Source organism: Mesorhizobium sp. M7A.F.Ca.US.010.02.1.1 (assembly GCF_004023085.1).
Taxonomy (GTDB): domain Bacteria; phylum Pseudomonadota; class Alphaproteobacteria; order Rhizobiales; family Rhizobiaceae; genus Mesorhizobium.
On the sequence record NZ_RZRV01000017.1, the window covers coordinates 74,423 to 99,880 of the forward strand.

General features: G+C 61.3%; 27 protein-coding genes and 2 pseudogenes. 13 read left to right on the plus strand and 16 right to left on the minus strand.

Features of this window, described 5'->3' with window-relative positions:
• Positions 1-21: 21 nt before the first annotated feature.
• From EOA19_RS19090 to EOA19_RS19100, 3 genes are all read left to right on the plus strand, one after another.
• Positions 22-207: a hypothetical protein gene (locus tag EOA19_RS19090; protein WP_128304477.1), complete on the plus strand. Its 186-nt coding sequence runs from the start codon at positions 22-24 to the stop codon at positions 205-207.
• Complete coding sequence (locus tag EOA19_RS19095; RefSeq protein WP_128304478.1) at positions 204-1,100, plus strand: alpha/beta hydrolase; 897 nt, start codon at positions 204-206, stop codon at positions 1,098-1,100. The genes EOA19_RS19090 and EOA19_RS19095 overlap by 4 nt, the downstream gene beginning before the upstream one ends.
• Before the next feature lie 124 nt (positions 1,101-1,224).
• The gene (locus EOA19_RS19100) at positions 1,225-1,635 is read left to right on the plus strand and encodes a DUF427 domain-containing protein (RefSeq protein ID WP_023811973.1); all 411 of its coding nucleotides are present in this window, start codon (positions 1,225-1,227) and stop codon (positions 1,633-1,635) included.
• 30 nt (positions 1,636-1,665) lie between these two features.
• Here the strand turns inward: EOA19_RS19100 and EOA19_RS19105 are convergent.
• Positions 1,666-2,096, minus strand: a pseudogene (locus tag EOA19_RS19105) (HD domain-containing protein).
• Positions 2,097-2,120: 24 nt separating this feature from the next.
• The gene (locus EOA19_RS19110; protein WP_348629845.1) at positions 2,121-2,495 is read right to left on the minus strand and encodes a GFA family protein; all 375 of its coding nucleotides are present in this window, start codon (positions 2,493-2,495) and stop codon (positions 2,121-2,123) included.
• 219 nt (positions 2,496-2,714) lie between these two features.
• On the opposite strand from EOA19_RS19110, the gene EOA19_RS19115 reads away from it, so the two are divergent.
• A complete protein-coding gene (locus EOA19_RS19115; protein ID WP_127294539.1) occupies positions 2,715-3,323 on the plus strand; it encodes a cysteine hydrolase in 609 nt (202 codons plus the stop codon).
• A 101-nt stretch (positions 3,324-3,424) separates the two neighbouring features.
• Positions 3,425-4,699, plus strand: a complete 1,275-nt coding sequence (locus EOA19_RS19120; protein WP_128304479.1) for a DUF763 domain-containing protein — start codon at positions 3,425-3,427, stop codon at positions 4,697-4,699.
• 22 nt (positions 4,700-4,721) lie between these two features.
• Here EOA19_RS19120 and EOA19_RS19125 read toward each other — a convergent pair whose 3' ends face one another.
• The 3 genes and pseudogenes from EOA19_RS19125 to EOA19_RS19135 all read right to left on the minus strand — a co-directional run bounded on the left by EOA19_RS19125 (position 4,722) and on the right by EOA19_RS19135 (position 5,855).
• On the minus strand, positions 4,722-5,165 hold the full coding sequence (locus EOA19_RS19125; protein ID WP_023811968.1) for a PPC domain-containing DNA-binding protein: 444 nt from the start codon (positions 5,163-5,165) through the stop codon (positions 4,722-4,724).
• Between the two features lie 40 nt (positions 5,166-5,205).
• Positions 5,206-5,522, minus strand: a pseudogene (locus tag EOA19_RS19130) (plasmid stabilization protein).
• A gap of 162 nt (positions 5,523-5,684) precedes the next feature.
• Positions 5,685-5,855 carry a hypothetical protein gene (locus tag EOA19_RS19135; RefSeq protein ID WP_023811966.1) on the minus strand — a complete coding sequence of 57 codons (171 nt, stop codon included), beginning with the start codon at positions 5,853-5,855 and terminating at the stop codon, positions 5,685-5,687.
• Between the two features lie 209 nt (positions 5,856-6,064).
• Here EOA19_RS19135 and EOA19_RS19140 point away from each other — a divergent pair, with 209 nt between their 5' ends.
• Genes EOA19_RS19140 through EOA19_RS19155 form a run of 4 tightly spaced genes read left to right on the plus strand, consistent with a single transcriptional unit; the run spans position 6,065 to position 10,429 of the window.
• Positions 6,065-6,637, plus strand: coding sequence for a (2Fe-2S)-binding protein (locus tag EOA19_RS19140; RefSeq protein WP_245486221.1), 573 nt, complete (start codon positions 6,065-6,067; stop codon positions 6,635-6,637).
• 1 nt (position 6,638) lies between these two features.
• Positions 6,639-7,661, plus strand: a complete 1,023-nt coding sequence (locus EOA19_RS19145) for a xanthine dehydrogenase family protein subunit M (RefSeq protein ID WP_128304481.1) — start codon at positions 6,639-6,641, stop codon at positions 7,659-7,661.
• A gap of 3 nt (positions 7,662-7,664) precedes the next feature.
• On the plus strand, positions 7,665-9,944 hold the full coding sequence (locus EOA19_RS19150) for a xanthine dehydrogenase family protein molybdopterin-binding subunit (RefSeq protein ID WP_128304482.1): 2,280 nt from the start codon (positions 7,665-7,667) through the stop codon (positions 9,942-9,944).
• A 23-nt stretch (positions 9,945-9,967) separates the two neighbouring features.
• A complete protein-coding gene (locus tag EOA19_RS19155; protein ID WP_128304483.1) occupies positions 9,968-10,429 on the plus strand; it encodes a RidA family protein in 462 nt (153 codons plus the stop codon).
• Positions 10,430-10,477: 48 nt separating this feature from the next.
• Here the strand turns inward: EOA19_RS19155 and EOA19_RS19160 are convergent, their stop codons facing one another.
• Positions 10,478-12,187, minus strand: coding sequence for an HAD-IIB family hydrolase (locus EOA19_RS19160; protein WP_128304484.1), 1,710 nt, complete (start codon positions 12,185-12,187; stop codon positions 10,478-10,480).
• 230 nt (positions 12,188-12,417) lie between these two features.
• Between EOA19_RS19160 and EOA19_RS19165 the strand changes: the two genes are divergently transcribed.
• Positions 12,418-12,924, plus strand: coding sequence for a ferritin-like domain-containing protein (locus tag EOA19_RS19165; protein WP_023811961.1), 507 nt, complete (start codon positions 12,418-12,420; stop codon positions 12,922-12,924).
• A 60-nt stretch (positions 12,925-12,984) separates the two neighbouring features.
• Here EOA19_RS19165 and EOA19_RS19170 read toward each other — a convergent pair whose 3' ends face one another.
• From EOA19_RS19170 to EOA19_RS19180, 3 genes are all read right to left on the minus strand, one after another.
• A complete protein-coding gene (locus EOA19_RS19170) occupies positions 12,985-13,134 on the minus strand; it encodes a hypothetical protein (RefSeq protein ID WP_023811960.1) in 150 nt (49 codons plus the stop codon).
• Between the two features lie 40 nt (positions 13,135-13,174).
• A complete protein-coding gene (locus EOA19_RS19175) occupies positions 13,175-14,146 on the minus strand; it encodes an SDR family oxidoreductase (protein ID WP_023811959.1) in 972 nt (323 codons plus the stop codon).
• A 307-nt stretch (positions 14,147-14,453) separates the two neighbouring features.
• Positions 14,454-15,140: a TetR/AcrR family transcriptional regulator C-terminal domain-containing protein gene (locus EOA19_RS19180; RefSeq protein WP_128304485.1), complete on the minus strand. Its 687-nt coding sequence runs from the start codon at positions 15,138-15,140 to the stop codon at positions 14,454-14,456.
• A 186-nt stretch (positions 15,141-15,326) separates the two neighbouring features.
• Between EOA19_RS19180 and EOA19_RS19185 the strand changes: the two genes are divergently transcribed.
• Together EOA19_RS19185 and EOA19_RS19190 are read left to right on the plus strand one after the other, a co-directional pair.
• Positions 15,327-15,809, plus strand: a complete 483-nt coding sequence (locus tag EOA19_RS19185; protein ID WP_164892961.1) for a RidA family protein — start codon at positions 15,327-15,329, stop codon at positions 15,807-15,809.
• A 293-nt stretch (positions 15,810-16,102) separates the two neighbouring features.
• Positions 16,103-16,870, plus strand: coding sequence for a GNAT family N-acetyltransferase (locus tag EOA19_RS19190; RefSeq protein WP_128304486.1), 768 nt, complete (start codon positions 16,103-16,105; stop codon positions 16,868-16,870).
• 13 nt (positions 16,871-16,883) lie between these two features.
• On the opposite strand, the gene EOA19_RS19195 is transcribed toward EOA19_RS19190, so the two are convergent.
• From EOA19_RS19195 to EOA19_RS19225, 7 genes are all read right to left on the minus strand, one after another.
• Positions 16,884-17,702, minus strand: coding sequence for an MBL fold metallo-hydrolase (locus EOA19_RS19195; RefSeq protein WP_023811955.1), 819 nt, complete (start codon positions 17,700-17,702; stop codon positions 16,884-16,886).
• Between the two features lie 3 nt (positions 17,703-17,705).
• Positions 17,706-18,500, minus strand: a complete 795-nt coding sequence (locus EOA19_RS19200; RefSeq protein WP_128304487.1) for a TatD family hydrolase — start codon at positions 18,498-18,500, stop codon at positions 17,706-17,708.
• On the minus strand, positions 18,500-20,050 hold the full coding sequence (gene metG / locus EOA19_RS19205; protein WP_128304488.1) for a methionine--tRNA ligase: 1,551 nt from the start codon (positions 20,048-20,050) through the stop codon (positions 18,500-18,502). The genes EOA19_RS19200 and metG overlap by 1 nt, the downstream gene beginning before the upstream one ends.
• 141 nt (positions 20,051-20,191) lie before the next feature.
• Positions 20,192-21,247 carry a DNA polymerase III subunit delta' gene (locus EOA19_RS19210; protein ID WP_128304489.1) on the minus strand — a complete coding sequence of 352 codons (1,056 nt, stop codon included), beginning with the start codon at positions 21,245-21,247 and terminating at the stop codon, positions 20,192-20,194.
• Positions 21,244-21,918, minus strand: coding sequence for a dTMP kinase (tmk, locus tag EOA19_RS19215; RefSeq protein ID WP_023811951.1), 675 nt, complete (start codon positions 21,916-21,918; stop codon positions 21,244-21,246). Before tmk ends, EOA19_RS19210 begins: the two co-directional genes overlap by 4 nt.
• 137 nt (positions 21,919-22,055) lie before the next feature.
• Positions 22,056-23,219, minus strand: a complete 1,164-nt coding sequence (locus tag EOA19_RS19220; protein ID WP_164892962.1) for a D-alanyl-D-alanine carboxypeptidase family protein — start codon at positions 23,217-23,219, stop codon at positions 22,056-22,058.
• 103 nt (positions 23,220-23,322) lie between these two features.
• Positions 23,323-24,555, minus strand: coding sequence for a septal ring lytic transglycosylase RlpA family protein (locus EOA19_RS19225; protein ID WP_128304491.1), 1,233 nt, complete (start codon positions 24,553-24,555; stop codon positions 23,323-23,325).
• 376 nt (positions 24,556-24,931) lie between these two features.
• Between EOA19_RS19225 and EOA19_RS19230 the strand changes: the two genes are divergently transcribed.
• Complete coding sequence (locus EOA19_RS19230; RefSeq protein ID WP_128304492.1) at positions 24,932-25,267, plus strand: hypothetical protein; 336 nt, start codon at positions 24,932-24,934, stop codon at positions 25,265-25,267.
• Positions 25,268-25,458: the final 191 nt, after the last annotated feature.

A 25,458-nucleotide genomic window follows, 5' to 3' on the forward strand; every position in this document is an offset into this window, starting at 1 on the left:
CAGCAACCAGAGGAGGTTTCGATGAAGAGGTTCTTTTTACTCCTGGTCCTGGCCGCCGTCCTTGCGCTCGGCGCCTGCGACAACAATATCGAGCCGATGAAAGCCAACACCGGCACCATCAACAAGAACCCACAGATTGACCAGGCCGCCAGACTAGAGTCCACGACTGGTGGTGATCAGCCAGCCACTGTGCCTCAGGGCAAATGAACTCGGTCTCACATTGCGACACACCTCTGCTGCGCGTCGCCTATCTCGATGGTGGACCGCGAGACGGCGCCCCGGTTATCCTGCTGCATGGCTGGCCCGACGACGCGACGACATACGCTCGCATTTCGCCAGCCCTTCATGAAGCTGGCTTTCGGACGTTTTCGCCTTGGCTGCGAGGCTTTGGGCCGACATCGTTCCTGTCAGAAGAAACCATGCGCTCGGGCGAGATTGCCGCGATGGCGCAGGATGTGCTGGATTTTGCCGATGCGCTTGGCCTCAGCCGCTTTGCGGTTGTCGGACACGATTGGGGCGCCCGGATATCCTATCTGCTCGCGTCGGTTTTCCCGGACCGCATCAAGTGCTGTGCTGCGCTGTCGCTCGGCTGGCAACCAGGCAAACCAGCAACGCCGGCGCCCGGACAAGCGAAAGCATTTTGGTATCAATGGTTCATGGCGACGGCCCGGGGCGCTGAGTTCGTACGAAACAATGGCAAAAAATTCGCCAGATACCAGTGGGATAGCTGGGGCCCATTAGGCTGGTTCGACGACGCTATTTTCGATGGTGTCGCGAGTTCGTTCGAAAATCCTGACTGGGCGGATGTGACGTTGCATTCCTATCGGGTCAGATGGGAAGAGGCCGAGCCCGATCCACGCTATGCCGAACTCGCCCGCCGGCAAGCAGCGGTCAAGATCATCACGGTGCCAATCCTGACGCTTCATGGTGGCGACGACCGCGTTGTGTTTGCCCAGTCCTCAGAGGGGCTCGAAAAGCATTTCACCGCGTTCTACAGGCGGGTGGTGCTGGATGGCATCGGACACTTCCCGACGCGTGAGGCTTCTGATCAGGTTTCGCGATTGTTGGCTGCGTTTCTCGATAGCCATGGCAAGCGCTGAAGTGGGGTCGTCATTCGACCTCATAGTACAGGCCGGAACCTGACGCATCGCCGTGCATTTCGTCTCCATGCATGACGAACCGAAATGCGGTCTCGCAATCAATCGGCAGCCAGGGAGAATTTGAATGCAAGCTTCAGGCGCAATCTCAACACACCATGCTGGCCAACTGGCCATAGAACCGTTTGCCGGCACGGTGACGGTACGATTTTCCGACGCCATAGTCGCTGCCACGGAACGGGCGAAAGTGCTTCAGGAAGAAGGACATGAGCCCGTGTTCTACATCCCTTTCGAAGACATCTATTTCGACCTTTTCGAAAAGACGAACACCACCAGCCGCTCCCCTTTGAAAGGCACCGCAAGCTACTGGCGCGTCCATGCGGTGGGCAGCTCGGCTGACGATGTCATGTGGGCATACGAGACGCCTGAAACCGCGGCGCGGCCCATTGCACGTCATGGTGCATTCGATCCGGAAAAGGCGCGCATCGATGCCGAGCCCGCGGAGGACAGACGGCACACGCCCCACGTCCCGGAGTAGATTGCCCGTTCGCAGCGGGGCGATCTGAATTCAAGGCTGGTGCTGACGGCGCGGAAACTCGTCATCAAGGATGCATAGTGCCTCCTCATATTTGACAGTCGATGCCCCGACCTGTCGTGCCTGCCAGATATTGTCCGCCAGATCCGCGCGCTTCACCGGCAGCGCCAATGGATTCGATGCCGCTCGTCGCACAAACGCGAAGTAATCCTCACCGGACCTGCGCGACATGGCGTCGACGGCCGAAGCGATCGTCGGGCCAAAACCGGCCTTTTCCAACTTGGTCCGGTCCCAGCCTTCGCCCTTTTCGAGGACGTCATGGAGATAGGCGACGACCTTCTGGTCCTTGGTTCGACCGCGTCAACGATACGGCGGCAGTGCTCGATATACGGTCGCCCGGTCTTGTCGCGCTGTGCTGCGTGGACCTCTTCGGCAATCTTGGCCGCCCGGTAAAACATGCTCATCTGGCTTGTCCTTCAGACATGGTTTCACCATCGCTCCTCAGTATCGTGGTGCGGCAGGTCTATTCCGCAGCAAACCCAGCCAAGTCGCTGCCTCGATCCATAATTGTAGCGCGGTTCCAGCCGAGCCGGATCGTCGAACGTTCCGATATGCAGCGCGATCTCTCCGGGCGATGCGTCATAGGCAAGGCTGAGGGGCGATCCGCAGGCGGAGCAGAACCCCCTGCAGGCAATCGGCGAAGACCTGCGATAGGTCGGCGTCGCATTGGTCCAGTTCACGCTTTGGGAAGGCACCCAGGCCAGAACCGCGAACGCACTGCCGGTCGCTCGCCGGCACATATCACAATGGCAGTAATGCACGGTTCGCTTCCAACGCGGAAGCGGATCGTGCCGCAGAGACATCCTCCGCTCAGTTCCATTTTGGCGCCCCGGCTGACTTGCCGCTCCAACGCCTCTCGCGCGGTCTCATGCGAGCACCTCCATTCATCTCAGCGGAAACGCCAGCCATTTACGTCGGTTCCTGTGGCTATCTCAGGAACCAGTGCTTGCGCGCGGCGTTGCGTGTCTTTGCCGACAACGGGAGGAAACAGGGAAAATGCATCGTCGGTCGGAGAAGCGCTGATGTCGATGCCGGGGCTGGCATACGGTCCTCTCGGCGATCGATGCATGCATATCTGCGTGGATATGCAGCGGCTGTTTGCAGAGCCGTCCGAATGGGCAACACCCTGGATCACCCGGGTTCTCCCGCAGATCGAGAGGCTGGTCGAAAGACGCGCGCCACAGACGGTCTTTACACGCTTCCTGCCCGCCGGGAAGCCGGGGCAGGGCGTCGGCACATGGAAGCGCTATTATGAGCGCTGGGCTTCCCTGACGATCGAGACGATCGGGCCCGAAATGACCGAACTGTTGCCGTCTTTAGCCGGCTACTGTCCGCCAGCGGCGATCGTCGACAAGCACATCTACTCGCCCTGGTTCGAAGGGCGTCTCAGAGCGCTCCTGGTGGAGCGCGGCATCGATACGCTGGTCATCACCGGCGGCGAAACGGATGTTTGCGTTCTGGCCACGGTGCTCGGGGCCATCGATTTCGGCTATCGCGTGGTTCTCGTCACGGACGCGCTGTGCAGTTCTTCCGACGCAACCCATGACGCACTGCTGACGGTTTACCACCAACGTTTCGCGCAGCAGGTCGAGACGGTTGAGATGGAAACGGTTCTCTCGAACTGGACTTGACGTCCGCTAACCCGGCCCGGGTGGGAGCGTCCATGCTTCCTTGCGCGGTTGGGCTGCCTATCTGTTAAGAGAATGACGGACACCAGAACAGGTAGCAGGACGTGACGCAACGATCGGGAAGTGCTGATCTTCCACTCCATGGCGGGCGCGTGCCAAAATGGCTCGGCGACCGCATGACGCGTCTTGGCGCCGTGATGTGCGAGGCGATCATTCATCACTATGGTCGAGACGAGCTGCTGCGGCGGCTGGCGCATCCATTCTGGTTCCAGTCCTTTGGTGCTGTCATGGGCATGGACTGGCACTCGTCAGGAATCACGACCAGCGTCGTGGGCGCTTTGAAGCGTGGCCTCACGCCGCTTTCCGGCGAGCTCGGCATCCATGTCTGCGGTGGTCGCGGCGCGCATTCGCGCAAAACCCCGCATGAGCTGGAAGCCATCGGCCAACGCGTCGGCTTCGACGGAGCGGGCCTGGCAACCGCCAGCCGGCTGGTCGCCAAGGTCGACAGCGCCGCCGTCCAGGACGGTTTCGGTCTCTATCTGCATGGCTTTATCGTCGCCGATGACGGTCACTGGGTTGTGGTGCAGCAAGGCATGAACGGCGACAGCAAGGTGGCGCGCCGCTACCATTGGCTCTCCGAGGGCCTGAAGAGTTTTGTCGACCAGCCGCATGCCGCTATCGAAGGGGCCAATCAAGGCGAGATCGTCAACCTGACCGACCGGCGTGCCGAGGCGTCCCGCCAAGGGCAACTTGACCTTTTGCAGAATCTCGGACCGGATCGCATCCTGGGCGAGCTGGCGGCATTGGAGCGTGGCGCGGAGCCGACGCGCCGGCAGGAACCGGAACAACCGCTGCTGCCGCATTTGGTCATGCCGGCCCACCATGACGTTCGCGAAAGCGATGTCGTCATGCATCGCCTACACGGCAATATCGCAGCCGCCGCGGACCGCGGTCCCACCGATTTCGCCGAGCTCCTTCTGGTCCCCGGCGTCGGCGCACGCACAGTGCGCGCGCTGGCCCTCGTTGCCGAGGTGGTGCATGGCGCTCCTTGCCGTTTTTCCGATCCCGGCCGCTTCTCGCTGGCGCATGGCGGCAAGGACAGGCATCCATTTCCGGTACCGCTGAAGGTCTATGACGAGACGATCGGGGTTCTGAAGTCGGCCGTGCAGAAGGCAAAGCTCGGTCGCGATGAAGAAATCGGCGCCTTGAGGCGGCTCGACGATCAGTCGCGGCAAGTCGAGCGATACGTGACCGGCCCCAGCCTGAAGGAAATTGTCGCGGGAGAATTCGACCAATCGCATCTGCTTGGCGGGCGCAGCGTGTTCGGGTGGGAAGCTGCGCCGGACACAGCGCCTGCTGAGCGGAGCAAAAAAGCGTGAGAACGAGACAGAGGGCTGTAGATCAGTCGGCCAGATCGATCAGCGCGACACCGAGGTCCGGACGCTTGCTGCGGCGCAGATGACCGGGCGCTTCCACCAGGGTGATTTCGAGCGTTGGTCGAACGATGCCGTCAAGCAGATGTCCACCCCGGGTGGTGCCGTCGCTCAATCCAAGCACCGCATGGACGTGCAGGCTGGGCTTGTCATCATCACCCAGTGCAACATCGCCGATCGCGCTCAGAACCTCGCACTGTTCGCCGATGGGGATTTTGCGGTAGGTCTTCGCGGTCGGATCAAACCAGCCCACGGTGGCTTTTTCGAAAGCCCCTATGGCGGTCAAGGACGCACTGCCGATCTCCTGGTCGACCGCGAAGGCGGTCAGTGCCGCGAACGCTTCTTCGCCTGGGTCGAGCACCACGACGAATGTCCGTTGTCCGCCGATCTCATTGACGAGCTGAGATTTCATCCCTGTGCTTCCATCGTTCGGCCCAAGGCCGTCGCCAAGATCAATGGGCGCGGTGTTCCGCATTGCGCTTGCGGGTCGCTGCAGCTTTCTTTGCCGATTCGGATCGGCTTGCGGCAGACCGTGATGCCGATGCCTTGCCGCCGCTTTTACCGCCTTTGTGCGCCGCGAGATGGCCCGTGTGTTTGCCGCGGCCCGAACCGCCTTCCTTCTTGCCACCGCCATCGTCCTTGTTGACGGTAGCCCATGCACGCCGCTCTGCTTCCTTGTCCGAAACCCGGCGCTTCTCGTAGCCTTCGGCAATGTGGTCGGCCTTACGCTCCTGCTTGTCATGTATTTCGATTTGTCGCCTCGTGGCATGGCCTGCTCCTATTGAATAAGGGCTGAACGTCGATTTGACGCGCTGGTTCCAACAGAAGTTCGCGTAGCCAATGCCATCGCCCGGCATGGCCAAACACCGCCGCGCGCAGGCTAACGCTTTTCGGGCCGGGGAGAGCGCAGCAGCAGGCGAGGGGAATTGGTTCAGCCGATTGCCAACCTCACGACGAGGGCCAGGATCACGACACCGACCAAGCCGGCTATGAAGATGACCCGACGGGTGCGCGTTCGCAGGATGATCTCGCCTTGTCTCGCCTGCTCCGCAGAGAATACAGGTCCATTGTCGCCGTCCTTGCCATGCCGACCATCGCTCATGATCGCCTCCTTCCGGCTCTTGGCACACAACCATCGCTTGACCGGGGAGGTTCCGATTGCATCGATCCGGCCAGCAGAAAAAGGATCACAGGCTCGTGAGGAGGGAACTTTGCCCTCCGCGAGTGGTTTGGGCCGCTTGAGACCCAGCCAGCCCGGAGCCAGCCATGTCCGATGCCAAAATTTCCAGCGGCTTGAGCAGACGCATGTTCATGACGGCCTCTGTTTCGGCGGCGGCGGTGATGCCGCTTGTGAATTCCCCAACGAGAGCTGCCCAGCCCGCGTCCGCAAAACCGGCCGAACCGCGCGATTTGTCGGCGGTTTCGATGCGTATCAACAAGCAGACCTACAACCTCGCGCTCGACAATCGAACCAGCCTGCTTGACGCGCTGCGCGACCATGTCGGCCTGACCGGCACCAAGAAAGGTTGCGATCACGGTCAGTGTGGTGCCTGCACGGTGCTGATCGACGGAAAGCGGGTACTGTCGTGCTTGAGCTTTGCCGTCATGAACCAGGGCCGGGAGATCACAACGGTGGAAGGCCTGGCTTCGGCGGACGGGGAACTGCATCCGGTCCAGCAGGCCTTCGTCGACCACGATGCCTTTCAATGCGGCTATTGCACACCGGGTCAGATCATGTCCGCCATCGGTTGCATCAACGAAGGCCATGCTGGATCGGAAGATGATATTCGCGAATATATGAGCGGCAATCTATGTCGCTGCGCGGCCTATCCCAACATCGTTTCGGCGATCGTTCAGGCACGCGACGAGACCAGGAGGGCTTAGGATGCGCCCGTTCGTATATGAAAGACCAACCAGCGTCTCCACGGCGATCGCCATGGCGTCCCGTCCCGATGCCGTGCATGTTCCGCCAACCGGCGCCGACACGCAGTTCATCGCCGGCGGCACCAATCTGGCCGACTACATGAAGCTCGGTGTCGCGCGGCCGGAGCGACTGCTCGACCTCAACACTCTTGCCGAGCCGGCCTTGCGGCAGATCAGGATAGACGATGATAAGATCCGGTTTGGTGCGCTGGTCCGTATGGGTGAAGCAGCCGACAACAATGATGTCAGGCGCCGTTGCCCGGTCCTCGCCGACAGCTTGAAATTCGCTGCCAGCGGTCAGCTTCGCAACATGGCGAGCCTGGGCGGCAATGTGCTGCAACGTACGCGCTGCGAGTATTTTCGAGAGATATCTTGGCCGTGCAACAAACGCGAACCGGGCTCCGGCTGCGCTGCGATGGAAGGGTCCAATCGCCAGCATGCCGTGCTGGGTACGAGCGATGCCTGTATTGCCACGTATCACGGCGATTTCGCGCAGGCGCTGGTTGCGCTGGACGCCACCGTCGATGTCGAAGGTCCGCGGGGAAGGCGCACGCTCACTTTTGTCAAGCTGCATAAACGGCCGGGCGAAACGCCCGACATCGAGACGGATCTGGCCGCCGACGAGCTCATTACCGCCATCGAAGTGCCGCTGGCACAGTGGAGCAGCCGGTCGCGCTATCTGAAGATACGCGATCGCGAATCCTACGCGTTTGCGCTGGCGTCCGCGGCTGTCGCGCTCGACATGGATGGCGAGACGGTAAGGAGTGCGCGCATTGCGCTTGGCGGAGTGGCGACGGTGCCGTGGCGTGCGCGCGAAGCAGAGGACGCGCTACAGGGCAAAGTGCTTGACGAAGCCACGGCGCAGGAGGCCGCCGAGGCTGCTTTCGCCGATGCCAGACCGCGCGAGCATAACGCATTCAAGATACCGCTCGGCAAGCGCACGCTGGTGCGGGCGCTGCTCGAAACCCGGGATATGAAGGGCTGAGCCATGAACCAAGCTGCACCCGCTCCAAGGGAAAACCAGGGCGATCCCGTTGTTCGCATTGACGCCCGGCTAAAAGTTACCGGACAGGCCGGCTATCCCGCCGACATCGTTACGGCCAACGTCGCCTACGGTGCCCTTGCCACCAGCAGCATTGCCCGGGGCAAGGTTTCCGAACTTCACACGAAAGACGCCAATGCCGTACCCGGTGTGCTGGACATCGTCACCTATGGCGATCTGGACAAGACCGACATGCCGAAATTCGGCAACACCGGTGCAAGTTCGATTGGGCCCTTGCACGACAAGACGGTTTTTCACGATGGTCAGATCATCGCTCTGGTGGTCGCTGAAACCTTCGAGGCGGCGGAGGAGGCAGCGATGTTGGTCCGCGCCGACTATGAGGACGAACGGCCCAGCGCCAGCTTTGATTCCAAGGGCGTGAAGATGGAACCGGCTGCCGGCAAAAGCCCGATGTTCAAGGAGGATGCGAAGGCCGGTGACTTCGACGCCGCTTGGGCGGATGCGACGGTGAAGATCGACGAAAAATATTCGACGCCGACCCAGCATCATAATCCGATCGAGCTGTTTTCGACCACCGCCATATGGCAGGGCGACCAGTTGACGATACACGAACCCAGTCAAAACGTTACGGGCTGGAAGGTGGAACTGGCACGCCAACTGAAGCTCGATCCGGCCAATGTGCGGATCGTCAGTCCCTATATCGGCGGCGCCTTCGGCTCCAAGGGGCCGATGACGGCACGCACTGCTATCGTTGCCGTCGCGGCGCGGCGCATCGGCCGGCCGGTTCGCTGCGTCGTCAATCGCATGCAAGCCTTCGGTACGCAGACCTATCGCGCCGAAACGCGGCATCGGATCCGCATGGGCGCCGGCAAGGACGGCCGCATCACGGCGTTCGGACATGAGGCCTGGGAGGTGACGTCACGCCCGGACCCTTATGTCGTCGGCGGCACGTCCGCCACCGCGCGCATGTACGATTACGGCTCCGTTCTGACGCATGTTTCGCTGGTTCATGCCGACCGCAACACGCCTGGCTACATGCGATCGCCGCCGGAGACGCCTTATGTCTACGCGCTGGAAAACGCCATGGACGAAATGGCCGTGGCCCTCGGTATGGATCCTGTCGAGTTTCGTCGCATCAATGAACCGGAGAAGGAGCCGATCGGAGGCAAGCCATTTTCCAGCCGCTCACTCATCAAGTGCTACGACCAGGCGTCCGAGGCCTTTGGCTGGTCGAAGCGCGATCCCAGGGTCGGCTCGATGCGCGACGGCGATTGGCTGGTCGGAATGGGCTGTGCGACGGCAATCTATCCGACTGCCGCCGCACCTTGCGCGGCCCGGGTTCGTCTCACCGCGGATGGCGAGGTTCGGGTCCAGTGCGGCTCCCATGAAATTGGCACCGGCGTTCGCACCATCGCCGGCCAAATGGCGGCCGAAAGGCTGGGGGTCGGCATGGACAAGATTAGCGTGGAGATGGGCGACAGTGCCTTGCCGCCGGCTCCCGTGTCGGGCGGATCGATCTCGACCGCCAGCGTCTGCTCCGCGGTCATGAAAGCCTGCGACGCGATACGCGAAAAACTGTTTGCCGCCGCTGCGGGCAAGGGGGCTCCGCTGGCAGGTTCGGCCAATGCGAAGCTGGATTTGAAGGACGAAGAGGTCGTCACCGAGACCGGCAAGTCCGCCAAGCTGGCCGATGTCTTCAAGGCCATGCAAGTCGGCGCCATCGAAGAATATGCCGAGTTTGCGCCGAAGGGTTCTTCGCCTGAAGCCCTGAGGAAACTCTATGCCGGACAATCGGAGTTTCATGGTGGAGAGAACGACGAAGATTCGGTCAAATATGCGTTTGGCGCCGAGTTCGTCGAAGTGCGCATCAACAGCTATACACGCGAAATCCGGGTGCCGCGCATGGTCGGAGCCTTCGCTGCCGGGCGCATCATGAACACGCGCACCGCGCGCAGCCAGCTGATGGGTGGCATGATCTGGGGCGTTGGCCAAGCGTTGCACGAGGCCACGGAAATTGATCAGCGACACGCGCGCTACGTGAATCGCGACCTGCAGGACTATCTCGTGCCGGTCAACGCCGACATCAAACAGGTCGACGTAATCCTGGTCCCCGAAATCGACCACCAGATCAATCCTGCCGGCGTCAAGGGCTTAGGCGAACTCGGCAATGTCGGAACGGCTGCTGCCGTGGCGAGTGCCGTCTATCATGCCACCGGCAAGCGCATTCGCGATCTGCCGATCAGAATAGATAATTTGATAGGCTGACGATCAAGAGCTCTGGACGGAGCATGGAACTCGTAACCCATAGGAAATTCAAAAACGGCAGGTTGATGCCGTGGGGAAAAGGCACGGTCGTCACCGGAGCAAAGGGATTTGTCTACCTCTGCGGAAATACCGCAACCGCCGAGAATTACGATCCTGCCGGAAAGAGAGGAGGGGGCTTCCCTGGCGATGCGGCGGCACAGTGGCGCGCAATTTTGGCGAACATCAAATCAGATTTGGAAGAACTCGGCAGCGCGCTCGACTATCTCATCCGGCTGACCTTCTTCATCAAGGGGCCATTTCCCGATGGCGGCGTTCTAAGTTCACCCCATTTTCGTCTCGACGTACTGGACGAGTTCTTTGCCGAGCATTGCCCGAAGCACTGCAGCTATAACAACCCGCCGCCCTCCGAGGTGATCGGGGTTGCAGCGCTTGCCCAAGCCGACATCGTCGTTGAAATTGTCACGATGGCGGCGTTGCCTGACTGAAAAAGTTTTCGCGTGCAGCGATAGCTTAGTTGCCTTGGCTCTCGAGTGTCACTCCGGGGCTGTGGCCGGAGCCGTGTAGCGTCGGCGCACAGCGTCAAGCACCCGCTTGCGGCTCTCCTGCGCCGACAGGGTCTTGTCCTCTTCCGCCTCGGTGGTTTCGCGCGCCAGGTCCTTGTCCCTGATCTGATGTCGAAACCATTTGGAATAGTCGCCGGTGCGCAAGTGAAACTCCCAAGTCTTGTCGTCTATGCCCTCGGCGATCTGAGCGAAGATCATCAGATTGTGAGCCCTGAGGTTCATCGCATTGTCAGGGCCATGGAAATAGAAGCTGCCGGCTTCGTCGAGCTGGCCTTCGGCATATTTCCGGCTGTGCCGCTTGAGTGACTGACGTGGTTCCACCACCTTGACCGTCTTGACTTTCTTGCCCGCCTGCGGCCGCCAGAACAGCACGCGCGCGCCCTTGGGGCTGGGGATGTCCTTTGGCGGCTCAATGCCAGTCTCCTTGCAGAAGACCTTCACCACGTCCTTCGCCTTGGGGCCAAGCGCAATGATGGCTGTCACAAGGCGCAAGGCGTCTGTCGAGATCGCCTCGGGGTGAACGGTGATCAAGATTGTGCCCGGCAATTCCAATGAAAGGACCGCCCGCGTATCGTCGCGCCGCTTGGGCAGAAGATGGTGCGCTTCATCGATGACGAGCCAGTGCGGTCTCGCGGTGCGCCGGCGGAAACTGCTCAGGCCAGGCAGCAGGTCGGCAAAGAAATCCGGCCTCTCGTCGACGCGCAGGGCCAATCCGTTGACGACAATGTTGCTGTCGGCCTTGGCGATCAGATCCAGCACCTGCGCCTTTGTCGGCGCGCTTGAGCCGTCTCCCAGGCGAACGGCGCCTTCGAGGCCGTCATAGTCGCCTTCGGGATCGAAGACGCAGAACTGAAAACCACTTTCGACGAAGCGTTCCGTCAGCGCGGTGGCCAAGGTGGATTTACCAATGCCGGAACTCCCGGCAATGAGGATCGTGTCGCTCGGCGACAGGTAGACATCATCGCCGCCAGACGACCCAAGAACGATGCCGTCATGGCGCTTCGGCACTATCGCGTGATCACGCTTTATCAGCTTTGCGATCAATTGCTCCACGCCCTTGCCGCGGGCGCCACGCATGACCAGGTTGGCTGTATCCTTGACCGCCGGAATTGCATTGTCGACGGCGGCGCTGCAGCCACAGGCTTGCAGGAACGCGTGGTCGTTCTCGGCGTCGCCGACGCCGACGACGTTGTGCGGCGAAAGTCGAAGGTCCTGAAGGGCCGCAGCGAGCCCGGTGGCTTTGTTGATGCCGCTCGGCAGGATCATCACCGCGCCCTTGTTGAAGATGATTTCCAGTTCGAGACCCATCTTCTTGATGATATCGAGCACGGTCACCTGATGGGGTTCCCAGGTCGCGACGATCGATCGCCCGACCGAAAGCGGCTTGACGCCCTGCCGCTTCAATCTGGCGATGAATTTGGGCTCGGGCGATGGGGCGATCACCCGCTCTTCCTCGCTGGCCGGCGTGTAGATCATCGCGCCATTCTCAGCGACGACCTTGTCGAAGAGGCTAAGCTCGGGAAAGACGCGCTTGAGATCGGGCAGTTCACGCCCGGTGACGAGAACCAGCTTGCGGCCGCTTTTCTTGAACCGCTCAAGCGCGGCGAGCGTCTTCTTGGCGACGATCCCATCATGAGCCAGCGTGCCGTCATAGTCTGCCGCCAATGCAATGAAATACATTCCGCCGACCCTTCTCGTTCCGGTTGCCCTGTGGCTAGAACGTGTGATCGAGACAAAGGCTCCCCACCGACCGGATCGTAGGTGGAGGAGGGGCGGTTCGCCCTCGGAAATCAGGAACTCCTTCGGTGCCGGTACGTTGACCAGACAAGCCGGGAACCGTCCCGGTCTTTGCTGGCGGCGTGCAAACCCCGTCGCCGAAATCCACACCAAGCGCAATGAAAGGTAAGGCCATGGGCTTCTTTTCGAAGGACATCAAGACACTCGACGATCTCTTCGTGCACACGCTGCGCGACATCTATTACGCCGAAAAGCAGATCGAGAAGGCGCTGCCGAAGATGATCGACAAGGCAACCGACCCGCAATTGAAAGCCGGATTTGAAAAACACCTCGACCAGACGAGAGGCCATATCGAGCGCGTCGAACAGGTGTTTGAGTTGCATGGCGTCAAGGCCAAGGAGGTCAACTGTCCGGCAATCGACGGTATTCTCGAGGAGGCCGACGATGTGAGCGGTGACGTCGATGACAAGGAGGTTCTCGACGCGGCGCTGATTGCTTCGGCGCAGGCCGTCGAACACTATGAGATGACCCGCTACGGGACGCTCATCGCCTGGGCCAAGCAACTCGGCCGCACCGACTGCGCCAATGTGCTGGCCAAGAACCTGAGGGAAGAACAGGCGACCGATCGCAAGCTCACCGAAATGGCGGAAAGCAAGATCAACCTGCAGGCAGCCGAATAGGGCTGCAATCCGGCCGGCTGGTAACTCGGCCGGCCGGATTGCTGGCAGGTTTCCACTCCGTCAGCGAGACGGGTCGACGCCCAAGGCCGTTGATTGCTTGCGCAGCGCCTCATCGTCATCCTGCGGCGCATGCCGAGCAGATCCTGCGATTTCCGTGTAGATGCGGTACGCTACACAAGTGAGCGCCACCATGAAAAGCAGACGGCCCATCCATCCTACTCCTTGCTCATGGATTTCATTCCGGCCATCCTCAGTACCCTCCGACGACCGGCAAGATTTCGCCGGTGATGTAGCTCGAGCAATGCGGCGAAGCGAGGAACACATAGGCCGGCGCGAGTTCTTCCGGTTGCGCGGGTCGTTTCATTGGCGTGTCCGCGCCGAATTTCGAGACGTCGTCGGCTTCCTTGTCCGACGGATTGAGCGGCGTCCACACCGGACCCGGTGCGACCGCATTCACCCTTATGCCCTTGCCGATGAGATTGCCCGACAGGGCCCGCGTGAAGGCATGGATGCCGCCCTTGGTCATCGAATAGTCGACCAGTTGTTTTGAACCGTCGATACCGGTTACCGAACCGGTGTTGATGATCGCCGAACCTGGCTTCATGTGCGGCACCGCTTCCTGCGCCATATGAAAATAGCCGTAAAGATTGGTCTTCAGCGTCGTGTCGAAATGTTCTTCGGTCAGCTCGCCGAAATCGCTGGAATGGATCTGGAACGCAGCGTTGTTGACCAGCACGTCGATGCGACCGAATTTTTCAACGGTCTCCATGACCGCCTTGTGGCAGTGGCTGCGTTCGCTGACATCGGCCTTGACCAGGATGCAGCGTCGTCCCTCCTTTTCCACCGCTGATTTGGTCTCTTCAGCATCCTTGTCCTCGGCCAGATAGACGATCGCGACGTCGGCGCCCTCGCGGGCGAACAACACCGCCACCGAGCGGCCGATGCCGGAATCGCCGCCCGTGATGAGTGCTACCTTTTGGTCGAGTTTTTTCGATCCGAGATAGTACGGCGCATCGTACAGCGGCTCCGGCTCTAGCGCCCATTCGTGCCCCGGTTTGGGCTGATGTTGCTCGGGGAAGGGGGGCTCGGGATATTCACGGGCGCCAGCCTGCATGGCGCCTTGCTGCTTCCCACCGCCTTTCGATTTGTCCTTGGCATCGACGCCACGTTGGATATGGCGCTGCTTGGCCGCTTCACCGGCTATTTCTGACTTCATCTGCATGATCGTCTCCTTGGCTTGGAGAGGAAACAACGCATGTCAGGCAAAAAGGTTTGCGCAAAAGATCGACTTGCCGAGAGGATTCCGGCCAGCGTTTGGCAACGCGTAACGACGACATCGCCAGCTGCACCAATTCAGCTGCAATGCAGCCGCGCCAGCCACCGCCGCGATGGGATCGAGCACCGGGGCTTGCCCGCTGCCTGCGCCGCCTTGGCGGCGAGCCAAACGTGATGATGTGGATTGGGAAGCTATTGCGTCAAACTGGCAAAGCAGCGCCATCCGGTCTACTCCGGGCGTAGCCGCCGGAATTCTATCTTGGCGACAGCCCATCGAGCAGGAAGTCGAGGCCTTTTCGGAAGGCGCCATCCCAATCGTTGTCCAACAGCAGACGAGAGCGTTCGATTGTCGGGTAGTGTTCGCTGAGGTGTGTAAGACGCTGCTGTGCGGCTGCCCTGTCTTCTTCCGAGAGGTCGAAGCTTGCCCGGGTGAGGGTGGCGCCCATCACATAGTTCCAGAGCGACCATATCGCGGCGTTGAGATCCGCGTCCGCTACACCGGCTCTGGACAAGGTCTTGCTCAGCATTTCCAGGCGGCTGAGAATGTTCGGGCCAAGCGCCCGTCGCGGCAACAGCGATGCCGACCAAGGATGGCGCAACATTCTGGCGCGCCAGTCTTCGAGCATATAAACGACGTCTCCGCGCCAGTCCGGAGACTCACCCGTTTCAGGCGATCCGCGATATTCGAGCACCGAATCCAGCGCCAGATCAAAGACATCCTCCTTGTTGTCGACGTGCCAGTACAGGCTCATCACACCCGAGCCGAGGCGATCGGCCAGCCGACGCATTGTCAATCCGTCTATGCCCTGGGCGTCCAGCAATTCCACCGCGATCGCCACGATACGCTCTCGAGACAGCGGCGGCTCGCTGCTCGCCTCCTGGATGGGTTGAAGCTTTGTCCGTTGCGATCGTTTGCTGGCACTGCGGGGTTTGGCTGCCATCTGTCTTCCTTGCTGGCCGAACGTCGATTTTGGCAGGCACCGTCAGGAATGTCGACGCTGATCGCTTGACTAGTACGATGTACCATACGATGACTCGTACATCGCACGATTCATCGTATGAGATCGGGTTAAAGTTCATGCCGGCGGCGAGTGCGTTATTCGCAGTCAGCAGAGCCAGGAGAAATCATGTCACGCGCAATCAAGCATCTGCTTATCAGAGGGCTAATCATCATGACCATTGCAGTTCCCACTGCGTCGCCGGCGAACGAGTTCAAGCTGACCATCATCAATCCGCAGACGCTCTGCGACCCGTCGCCGAATGGCTACAGCACCGCCGTGATCGCACCGCGCGGAGCTCGGATTGCCTACATTTCCGGGCAGGGCGGCCAAGACAGCACAGGAGCCTTGTCACCCGATTTCGCCGTCCAGGTTAAGCAGGCCTACGCAAATTTGCATGCTGCGCTCGAGGGCATCGGCGCCAGGCCGGATCAGGTGGCGAAGCTCACGGTCTTCGTGGTCGACCACGACATGTCCAAGCTCGATGTGTTGACCAGGAACGTCAAGGACATGTTCGGCGAGGCGCTGCCGGCGCAGACACTGGTTCCCGTTCCCAAGCTTGCAATCGACCCCATGCTTTTCGAGGTGGAAGCCACCGTTATTCTGGAATAGGGAGCCTGATCGCCCCAACTGACATGGGGTCGAGCACGCCGCCGACAGCCGCGCGTTGGAACCACCAATCGATATTTGGACGCCTTTGTACATTCGGGCAGATACTGAGACTAAGACCATGAGACCGGTGACGCATACACTCTATTGCTATTGCCGCCGCATCCAAAAGTCGCATAAGATAGATTATGGAACTAATGCATCGGTCAAGAACTGGAAATTGCCGCTGATTCTCATAGGCTTGAGCCGATTGTGCCGTATTGCTTTGAGCAGATGGCCAACGCTAGGCTGTCGAAATGAAGATGGCAAACAGCGAGATCGAAGCGGCGATCGAAGTGTTCGTGCATGGCTTCAGCGCCGACAGAAGCCGCACCTTTCCTTACGAGGCCAGCCGCGTTGGACGCTTGTGGCTGATGCGCGATGCCGAGCGCAAGAATCTTCGCGACTACCGCGGCGAAGAATGGGTCGTCCATGACGTCGCCGCTCAAGAAGCCGATGCCGTCGTGCGGCAGCATGCACGGCCGGGCTTTGCCATTTCCGTTGTGATCGCGAACGAGGATCCGGACGGGCCGACACGAACCGCCTACAAAGCTCTCGGCTACCGGCTGCTTCGGACCGAAGGCTTTTTCGTCCACCGGTTGCGCCGGATTCCGAGCCCGCCAGCGGTTGCGGTTGCTTCGGTCGAACGCGTGCAGACAGCCGAACGGGCGGCGCAGTTGGGAAAGATCATCCGCAGACAGCCGATCCCGGATCATTTGCTCGGCGACAGCGCGCCGTTGCGCCAGTATGTGGCAGTCGATGGCGCCGATATCGTTGGGCGCGTGCGCAGCTTGGATGCCGTGGAAGCCACGTGGTGTTCGAGCATGTATGTCGAGCCTTCGCACCGGCGTCGCGGCATTGGCCAGGCTTTGACGTCGAAAATGTTGCACGACGATCGGGCGCGCGGGTCGAGGTGCTCGGTGCTGGCTGCAACCCACGCCGGGGCTCTGCTTTATCCCCGGATGGGCTACGAACGGATCGGAACGCTGCTGATATTCGCACCAATGAACCGAAAGCCTGGATGAAAGTCTATTCGCATCACGCTGATTCGTAAGGGATTTCAATCGCCATCCCATCATAGGCCGGCTCGACGTTGGCGGGTGTCTCGGCCATCACCGTGGCGTAGTCGAGCGGCACGTGCATATGTGTCAGCACCGCATGTATCGGCGCCAGCCGCTCGATCCATTCAAGCGCTTCGCCAAGGGACAGGTGACTAGGATGCGTCCGGTACTGCAGCGCGTCGATGATCAGCACGTCGAGGTCGCGCAGCCGTTCGGCGGTGGGTTCCGGAAAGTCGCTGATGTCGGGGCAATAGGCGAGACCGCCAATGCGGAAACCGAGCGATACGATGTCGCCGTGGATCTGCGGCAGCGGCTCGAGGGTGAGGGTACCCCCCTCTCCTTCGATGACCACCGGCCTGGTGTGGTCGATGAGATGCGGCCTGACGATCGGCGGATAGGAACTGCCTTGCGGCGTCTCGAAACAGTATCCGAACGCTTCCCGCAGCCGAAGCATCGTCGCCCTGTCGGCATGGACGTCGATCAGCTGGCGCTGATCGAGAACGAAACCGCGCAGATCGTCGATGCCATGGATGTGGTCGGCATGCGGGTGGGTATAGACGACCGCATCGACACGTTTAACGCCGGCCAGCAGCATCTGCTGACGAAAATCCGGCCCTGTGTCGATGACGACAGTCGTGCGGCTGCCGTTCGCCGCGATCCGCTCGACGAGTGCGGCGGCACGCGTGCGCCGGTTCTTGGGGTTGTCGGGGTCGCAATTGCCCCAGTCGCCGGTGATGCGCGGCGTACCTGGCGACGAGCCGCAGCCGAGAATGGTGAGGCGCAGCCGGTCGGTCATCGTTCAGGCACTTTGCTCTACAGGCCGCGGCATCTTGCCGAACAGCCGGAAGAAATTATCCGTCGTCAAATCGGCGATTTCAGCTTCGCTGACGCCGATGGTTTCGGCCAGCACCTTGGCGGTATGGGCGACATAGGCGGGCTCGTTGCGTTTGCCGCGAAATGGCACGGGCGCCAGATAGGGCGCGTCGGTTTCGACCAGCAGCCGGTCATGCGGCACATCGGCGGCAATGGCGCGCAACTCAGCCGAATTCTTGAAGGTGAGGATACCTGAGAACGACACGTAGCCGCCGAGAGCGACGCCAATTTCGGCAAGCCGACGCCCGGAAGAAAAGCAATGCAGGATGAAGGGGAAGGCGCCCTTCCCCGTTTCGGCCTCAAGAATATCAGCCATATCTGCATCGGCGTCGCGCGAGTGGATGACCAGCGGCAGCCCCGTTTCACGGGCGGCGGCGATGTGATTGCGAAAGCCTTGTGCCTGCGCATCGCGTGGCGCCTTGTCGTAGAAATAGTCGAGACCGGCCTCGCCGATCGCCACCACTTTCGGGTGGGCAGCCAGCCGTACCAGATCGGCCGACGTCACATCCAGCTCTTCCCCAGCATTGTGCGGATGGGTACCGACCGAACAATATACTTCATCGAAAGTTTCTGCGATTTCAAGGATTTGCTGAAATCGCTTCACGCGGGTTGAGATCGTCACCATGCGACCTATACCGGCTGCCTTGGCGCGGGCGACAATGGAAGCCCGCTCCTCGGCGAAATCTGGAAAATCCAGATGGCAGTGGCTGTCGACGAGCATCAGACGTTCGCGTCCCACTGTTCGACGTAACGTGGAAAAACCCCTTCCGGCAGGGGTAACGCGGTGCCCGGCACCAGCGCATGGTCCGCGTGGACATGCACGAAGTCGCGGCTGTCCGCCGGCACCGCCAGCAGATCGAGCAGTTTCGCGGCTGATCCCGGAGTGAAGGGCTGACACAGCACCGCCACGCGGCGCACGACTTCGGCGGTCGTCCACAGCACCGTTTCCATGCGCACCGGGTTGGTCTTCTTCAACGCCCATGGTGCCTCGCCGGCGAAGTAGCGATCGGCTTCCGCCACCACCCCGAAGATCGACGCCAGCGCCAGATGGATGCCCTGCTCGGCCATCGCTTTGCGCGCGGTGTCGAGAGCGGCGACGGCCTGGTCCAGGATCGCGCTGTCGGCATCCGTCAGGTCGCCGCGCTGTGGCACCACGCCGCCGCAGTTCTTGGCGATCATCGACAGCGAGCGCTGCGCCAGGTTGCCGAGACCATTGGCAAGGTCGGCATTGGTGCGGTTGACGATCGCGTCATGGCTGTAGCTGCCGTCGTTGCCGAAGGGCACCTCGCGCAGGAAGAAGTAGCGCACCTGGTCGAGACCGTAGTGCTCGACCATCGCGAATGGATCCACGACGTTGCCAACCGATTTCGACATCTTCTCGCCGCGGTTGAACAGGAAGCCATGCGCGAAAACGCGGCTCGGCAACTCGATGCCCGCCGACATCAGAAAGGCCGGCCAATAGACCGCATGGAAGCGGACAATGTCCTTGCCGATGATGTGCGTAGCCGGCCAATAGCGCCATTGCTCGGCCTTTGTGTCGGGATAGCCGGCGGCGGTGATGTAGTTGGTCAAGGCGTCGACCCAGACATACATCACATGTTTGTCGTCGCCTGGCACCGGCACGCCCCATTTGAAGGTCGTGCGCGAGATCGACAGATCCTTGAGCCCGGACTTGACGAAGCTGAGCACCTCGTTGCGGCGCTCGGTCGGACCGACAAAGTCGGGCTGGCTCTCATAAAGCGCCAGCAATTTGTCCTGATAGGCGGAAAGCCTGAAGAAGTAGCTTTCTTCCTCGTTCCATTCGACGGGCGAGCCGAGCGGTTCGCGACGCACGCCATCCTCGCCGAGCGTCGTCTCGCTCTCGTCGAAATAGGCTTCCTGGCGCACCGAGTACCAGCCGCTATAGCGGTCGAGATAGATGTCGCCATTGGCGGCCATCGCCTTCCAGATCGCCTGACAGGATTCGTAGTGGCGCGGTTCCGTCGTGCGGATGTAGTCGTCATTCGAGCCGCCCATCGCCTCGGTCATCGCGCGGAAAATCGCCGAATTGCGGTCGGCCAGCGCCAGCGGCGTTATGCCTTCCTTCTCGGCCGTTTGCTGCATCTTCAGGCCGTGTTCGTCGGTGCCGGTCAGGAAGAATACGTCCTTGCCGTCCAGGCGCTGGAAGCGTGCCAGGGCGTCGGTTGCAATGACCGTATAGGCGTGGCCGATATGCGGCTTGCCGTTCGGATAAAAGATCGGGGTGGTGATGTAGAACTTGTCGCGTGACATGAAGGAACCGTCATGAATGTCTGAATGGAAAGGCGTGGCGGTGGATATAGTATCGAGGCAGCATTTGCCATCCCGATGCCAATGCATGCCGCCCAAAAGTGGCCCCGGTTTTGGGGGCAACGGCATGCATCGGGAAAACCGTCACATTCGCATTGCAGAATTCAGGCGGTCGATCATGATCAGGGCGTGCTGCTTCTTGTCGAGATTGTAGGTATCGGTCTCAGATATAGCGTCCAGCGCCTCATGCCAAGTGTCGGACAATTTTTTGGCCCGTGCGAGATCGCCCGCCAGTGCTGCCTGACTTGCCGCGTCCGACAACAGGTCCAGCGCCCGGCGGTTGAAGATATCGAACTGGATCGCCTGATCGCGGCCAGCCACGGCTTCGGCGAGGCGAAACGCGCCGCCGACATCGCTCTTTCTGCCGGTGACCAGAGCGTCGAGCGTGGAGGCGATCTCCAGCCCGCCATACTGCGTCAACAGGATCGCGTTCCGGGCGCTGCCCCCTGCCCGCCCGACCAGTGCCGCGCGAGCCGCCGGATCGTCAGGCGGCGCGGGCTCGGTCGTTTCCAGCACCGTCATCAGGTCGTTGGCGTCGAGCGGGTTCAATCGCACCACCTGACAGCGCGACCGGATCGTCGGTAGCAGGCTGCCCGGCGCGTGGACAATCAGGATGAACAGAGTCCGTGCCGGCGGCTCTTCAAGATTTTTCAGCAACGCATTGGCCGCATTGGTGTTCATGTCATCGGCGGGGTCGACGATGACGACCCGATAGCTGCCGTCGTGCGAGGTCAGCGACAGGAAGCGGCTGACCTTGCGTATCTCATCGACGGTGACGACTGTCTTGAAACTCTTGGTCTTGTCGTTCAGCGGCCGGGTCAGATGCAGCACGGAAGGATGCGCCCCGGTGGCGATCTGGCGAAACAGCGACGAAGCCGGATCGGCAGTGGCAAGGCTTTCCGGCGCCTGCGCAAAATCCGGGTGCTTCAGCAGATGATGCGCAAGGTGGAAGGCGAGCGTCGCCTTGCCGATGCCGACTGGCCCGGAGAAGATCAGCGCATGCGGCAGCTTGCCCGCACGATAAGCGGCGGTGAGCACGCCTGCAGCTTGGCTATGCCCGACCAGAACGGGCGTTTCGCAGGGCTCCGGCACGCCGTCGAGCGTGTCGTGCTGCTCGGGTGCGATGCGTTCGAAGATCATGCCGGCGTTGCCTGCCTGTCGCGTGCCGGCGTTCTCGCCGCCAGTGCCGCGAACACCGCCGCGGTGACGACGTTCTCGACCGCGTCGGGCTCGGCGGCTGCGTCGACGACGATGCAGCGCTCCGGCTCGGCCTTGGCGATCGCCAGAAACGCCTCGCGGCGGGCCTGATGGATCGCCAGCGTCTCCTTTTCGAAGCGGTCGGCGACTGCCTCGGTGCCGCGCCGCAGCGTTGCGCGCCTCAGGCCTTCCGCCGGATCGATGTCGAAGATCAGCGTCATGTCCGGCATCATGCCGTTGATGGCGACCTGCTCCAGCGCATCCATGAACGCCGAATCGATGCCGCCGGTGACGCCCTGGTAGACGCGCGAGGAATCGAGGAAGCGGTCGCAAAGCACGATGGAACCACGCTCGACCGCCGGCCGGATGAGCTGCTCGACATGATCGGATCGCGCGGCGGCGAAAAGCAGCGCTTCCATCTTCGGTCCGAACGGTTCGGCCGCGCCCGAAAGCAGCACATGCCTGACGGCTTCGGCGCCCGGCGAGCCGCCGGGTTCGCGGGTAAGCAGCACATCGTATTTCTTGGCGCGCATCTTCCTGGCCAGCCGCTCGATCTGCGTCGACTTGCCTGCCCCCTCGCCGCCTTCGAAGGTGATGAAAAAACCGCGTGCCAACCGAGAGGCCTTCTTGTCCATGGCTGAATGGGATTGTAGCGCTCTAGATAGTCCGCGTTCGGCCAAACGTCCATGCCGTCAATTTTTGCCCTTGTGCAGTCGCCCCCAAAACCATGGCTGGTTTTGAGTGATATGCGTTATCGCAGCCAGCCGACCGCCAGTTCCTTGACGGCATCGAGTGCGCGCTGCGGCAGCGTGCCGACGCCGATCGATTCGGCGGCGAAAAGCGGTGTCTCCTGGCTGAGCGTATCGCCGATCCAGACGCGCAGCGCACCCACCGGCTGCCCCTCCTCCACCGGTGCAGCAACCGGGCCGTTGTAGACGATCCTGGCCGTCAGCTTGTCGCGGTTGGTGATCGGCAGGAAAATGTCGATCGGACCCTTGGCCTTCAGCGTCACCCCGGATTTCGCTCCGCCGAAAACCTGGGCTTCTCCAACCACCTCGTCCTTGGCGAAAATTTCAGTCTTCTCGAACGAGCGGACACCCCAGTCGAGCAGCTTTCGCGCTTCCTCGGCGCGCTCCTTGTCCGAGGCCAGCCCGCTCATCGCCGCGATCACGCGGGTACCATTGTGGCTGAGCGAACCGACGATGCCGAAACCGGCTGCCTCGCTCGCACCGACCGCCAGGCCGTCGGCGCCGATGTCCATCGCCAGCAGCGGATTGCGGTTCCTCTGTGAGATCTTGTTCCAGGTGAAATCCTTCTGGCTGTAATAGCGATAGAGATCCGGATAATCGCGCCACAGGTGCAGGGCGAGCTGCGCCAGCTCGCGCATGGTCGTCTGTTGGCCATCCGCCGGCAGGCCGGTCGAATTGACGAAAGTCGACGTCTTGAGGCCGATCTGGCGGGCCCGTTCGGTCATCTGCGCGGCAAAATTGTCCTCGGATCCCGACATGCCTTCGGCGATGACGATGCAGCCGTCATTGGCCGCCTGCACGGTCACGCCCTGAATCAGGTCTTCGAGCCGGATCGACGACTTGAGCTTGGCGAACATTGTCGATGTTCCCGAAGGCGCGCCACCCTTGCGCCAGGCGTTTTCGCTGACAACGAACGTATCGTCGAGCTTCAGGCGACCGGACTTGATGGCGTTGAAAACCACTTCCATGGTCATCAGCTTGGCCATCGAGGCCGGCGGTATCGGCTTGTCGGCATCCTTGGAAAACAGCACCGTCCCGGTCTCGGCGTCGATCATGAAGGCCTGTGCGGCCTTGGTCTCGAACAGCTGCGCACCGGCCGGAGCCTGGAAAAACAGCAGCAGGCCAAAAACCAGAAGCCCGGCGAGCGGGAGCAAGCGCAATTGCATGATGTTCGACCCGTTGGCCGGCACCGCCGGCAAGCCCGCAAAAAGTATCGGGCTTTTTGCACGGCGGATCAACCGCGTCGCTGAAATCCAGCCTGGCTTGTGCTCAGTTGCGCACAGCCAGCGCATCGGGCGCGCCATGCGACCAGGCAGCCTGCAGCAAATCATCCAGGTTGTGATGGCCATCGGGATAGAGATTGACCGAATACCAATCCTCGCCGTCGAGTTCCGAACGCTGGATCTCGATCTTGCCGAAGGCGGCAAGCTGAGCGGCAATACGCTTGGCTTCTCCGGCATCCTCGAACGAACCGGCAGCAACGTAGTCGGTGGACGGACCGGCCGGTGGCGGCTGCCGCTTCCACGATTGGAGCACGTCGGCCGGCGACATGCCGTCGCCACCCATTGCGGCGAAGGCATTTGAGGCGCGTTCGACCCGCTCGTCGGCATAGGACAGCGAGGCCACGGCAAACGGTGATTGCGGCGGCAGATTGATCTGCGGGCGCTCCGGCACGATCGGGCCGAAATCCGGAAGCGCCAGATCGCCATAGGCCGAGGACTGCGTCGACATGACCGGCTGGACAGCGCCGGAATCGGTCAACTGGCCCGGAAACGGCACGGCGGCGGCGCCCGCAGGCAGGCTTGGCGACGGCCCGTTCATGGCGACCATGACGCCGGTCGGCAGTCCATCCGACGGGTCTGGCGCCCTGTTGCCGGGATGGTAGGAAGCCATCAGATACTGGTCGTCATCGCCGTCGAGCGGCGCGCGGCCGACATATTCGACCTTCACCTGAGCGGTGCCGGTGTTGGCATAGTCAAGCATCTGGGCAGCGCGCTCCGAGACATCGATGATGCGGCCTTCGTGATATGGGCCGCGATCGTTGACGCGAACGATGACCGAACTGCCGGTCTTGAGATTGGTGACGCGGGCATAGCTCGGCAGCGGCATGGTCGGGTGCGCCGCCGTTAGATGGGTCATGTCGTAGACTTCGCCATTGGCGGTAAGCCGGCCATGGAAGGCGTCGCCATACCAGGAGGCCAGGCCGACCTTGGCGTAGCGCTTGTCTTCCCGGGGGTAATACCACTTGCCGCGGACCTGATAGGGTTTGCCGAGCTGATCCCTGCCGCCGCCACGTTGGATGCGCCCATTCTGGGAGATCACACGCGGGCTTGCCTTCACGCCATATTCGGATTCGGCGAAATATTCTTTGGAGCGGGTCTTCTTGTAGACCATCGCTTTCGGCTCGGGCTGCGACGCACAAGCCGCCAGCAAGGCGGCCGACATGGCGAACAACGCGACTGCAGCAGCGCGACGAAGACGCGGTTGCGTCACAGCCTGCATTTTCCTGATGTCCCCTTCAGTCTTGACCTAGACGTCGTGTCCAACCGTCGAAGAAGCCGAAACACTCACCCGACCAATACAACGACGCCTTTGAACCCCGATCCTTTGTGCGCAGGAATTGCTTATCACGGTATTAACCGATTGTGGCTGCAACCGGGCAAGATTGTGGCGTCTCCACCGTGAAAGCCTTCTGAAAAGTAACGGTTTTCGTGCTTCCACGCGAGAGATGTGATGCCCTCTGCCACAAAGAGCCTGGCTTCGCTCCTGCCGCCCATGCCTGCCGTTGACCAAGCTTTGACGGGCAGCGGACCGACCGTCGGAACAAAGAAATGCGCCGCTAGTTTCTTCCGCAGGGCACTCGAACAGAAGGACGAGCATGATGAAAATGGCTTCATTGACAATCGCGATCGCAATGTCACTTTCTGCCGGGTCTGCGATCGCCGCATGCCCGGACAAGTCGGCTTCCAACGCAGGGACGGATTCCGAACAGACCGCCGGTATTTCGAAAGATGGAACTCATGCGCCTTTAGAGACCCCAAAAGCGTCGGACAGCACGGGCAAGCCAGCCGCCAAGGATGGCGCCACGATGCCGTTGGCGGGCGCCGAAGGCGGCGGCGACAAGAATCTTGCAACCTCGCAGCAGGACATTGAGGCGCAGCAGCATGGTGATAAGGCCGCGGCGGCAAAGGCGGACGAAAGCTGCAAAGACTGAGGAACACGCAGGCCGGAGCCGATTTGCAGCTTCGGCCTTCCTCACGAGCAGCTGTTCCCTTGGCGAACTGAATTTTTTGGGGAAATGCCGCAGCTCTCCCAAGAGGTTGACCTATAGGGATTAACCCGCCCCGCCCGGTTGCAAGGATGGTTCTGGCGATAGCTGGACTGCGCCCTTGCCTGGGGCGCTGC

Excerpts from the sequence above, each read along its gene's own strand:
- EOA19_RS19100 (WP_023811973.1), top strand. The coding sequence starts at position 1,225 with ATGCAAGCTTCAGGCGCAATCTCAACACACCATGCTGGCCAACTGGCC.
- metG (WP_128304488.1), bottom strand. The coding sequence starts at position 20,050 with ATGTCACGCGACAAGTTCTACATCACCACCCCGATCTTTTATCCGAAC.
- EOA19_RS19145 (WP_128304481.1), top strand. The coding sequence starts at position 6,639 with ATGCGCCCGTTCGTATATGAAAGACCAACCAGCGTCTCCACGGCGATC.
- EOA19_RS19175 (WP_023811959.1), bottom strand. The coding sequence starts at position 14,146 with ATGCAGATGAAGTCAGAAATAGCCGGTGAAGCGGCCAAGCAGCGCCAT.
- EOA19_RS19170 (WP_023811960.1), bottom strand. The coding sequence starts at position 13,134 with ATGGGCCGTCTGCTTTTCATGGTGGCGCTCACTTGTGTAGCGTACCGC.
- EOA19_RS19190 (WP_128304486.1), top strand. The coding sequence starts at position 16,103 with ATGAAGATGGCAAACAGCGAGATCGAAGCGGCGATCGAAGTGTTCGTG.
- EOA19_RS19155 (WP_128304483.1), top strand. The coding sequence starts at position 9,968 with ATGGAACTCGTAACCCATAGGAAATTCAAAAACGGCAGGTTGATGCCG.
- EOA19_RS19225 (WP_128304491.1), bottom strand. The coding sequence starts at position 24,555 with ATGCAGGCTGTGACGCAACCGCGTCTTCGTCGCGCTGCTGCAGTCGCG.
- EOA19_RS19110 (WP_348629845.1), bottom strand. The coding sequence starts at position 2,495 with ATGTCTCTGCGGCACGATCCGCTTCCGCGTTGGAAGCGAACCGTGCAT.
- EOA19_RS19115 (WP_127294539.1), top strand. The coding sequence starts at position 2,715 with ATGTCGATGCCGGGGCTGGCATACGGTCCTCTCGGCGATCGATGCATG.
- EOA19_RS19210 (WP_128304489.1), bottom strand. The coding sequence starts at position 21,247 with ATGATCTTCGAACGCATCGCACCCGAGCAGCACGACACGCTCGACGGC.
- EOA19_RS19200 (WP_128304487.1), bottom strand. The coding sequence starts at position 18,500 with ATGCTCGTCGACAGCCACTGCCATCTGGATTTTCCAGATTTCGCCGAG.
- EOA19_RS19140 (WP_245486221.1), top strand. The coding sequence starts at position 6,065 with ATGACGGCCTCTGTTTCGGCGGCGGCGGTGATGCCGCTTGTGAATTCC.
- EOA19_RS19165 (WP_023811961.1), top strand. The coding sequence starts at position 12,418 with ATGGGCTTCTTTTCGAAGGACATCAAGACACTCGACGATCTCTTCGTG.
- EOA19_RS19095 (WP_128304478.1), top strand. The coding sequence starts at position 204 with ATGAACTCGGTCTCACATTGCGACACACCTCTGCTGCGCGTCGCCTAT.
- EOA19_RS19090 (WP_128304477.1), top strand. The coding sequence starts at position 22 with ATGAAGAGGTTCTTTTTACTCCTGGTCCTGGCCGCCGTCCTTGCGCTC.
- EOA19_RS19195 (WP_023811955.1), bottom strand. The coding sequence starts at position 17,702 with ATGACCGACCGGCTGCGCCTCACCATTCTCGGCTGCGGCTCGTCGCCA.
- EOA19_RS19220 (WP_164892962.1), bottom strand. The coding sequence starts at position 23,219 with ATGCAATTGCGCTTGCTCCCGCTCGCCGGGCTTCTGGTTTTTGGCCTG.
- EOA19_RS19185 (WP_164892961.1), top strand. The coding sequence starts at position 15,327 with ATGTCACGCGCAATCAAGCATCTGCTTATCAGAGGGCTAATCATCATG.
- EOA19_RS19150 (WP_128304482.1), top strand. The coding sequence starts at position 7,665 with ATGAACCAAGCTGCACCCGCTCCAAGGGAAAACCAGGGCGATCCCGTT.
- EOA19_RS19135 (WP_023811966.1), bottom strand. The coding sequence starts at position 5,855 with ATGAGCGATGGTCGGCATGGCAAGGACGGCGACAATGGACCTGTATTC.
- EOA19_RS19180 (WP_128304485.1), bottom strand. The coding sequence starts at position 15,140 with ATGGCAGCCAAACCCCGCAGTGCCAGCAAACGATCGCAACGGACAAAG.
- EOA19_RS19230 (WP_128304492.1), top strand. The coding sequence starts at position 24,932 with ATGATGAAAATGGCTTCATTGACAATCGCGATCGCAATGTCACTTTCT.
- EOA19_RS19125 (WP_023811968.1), bottom strand. The coding sequence starts at position 5,165 with ATGAAATCTCAGCTCGTCAATGAGATCGGCGGACAACGGACATTCGTC.
- EOA19_RS19160 (WP_128304484.1), bottom strand. The coding sequence starts at position 12,187 with ATGTATTTCATTGCATTGGCGGCAGACTATGACGGCACGCTGGCTCAT.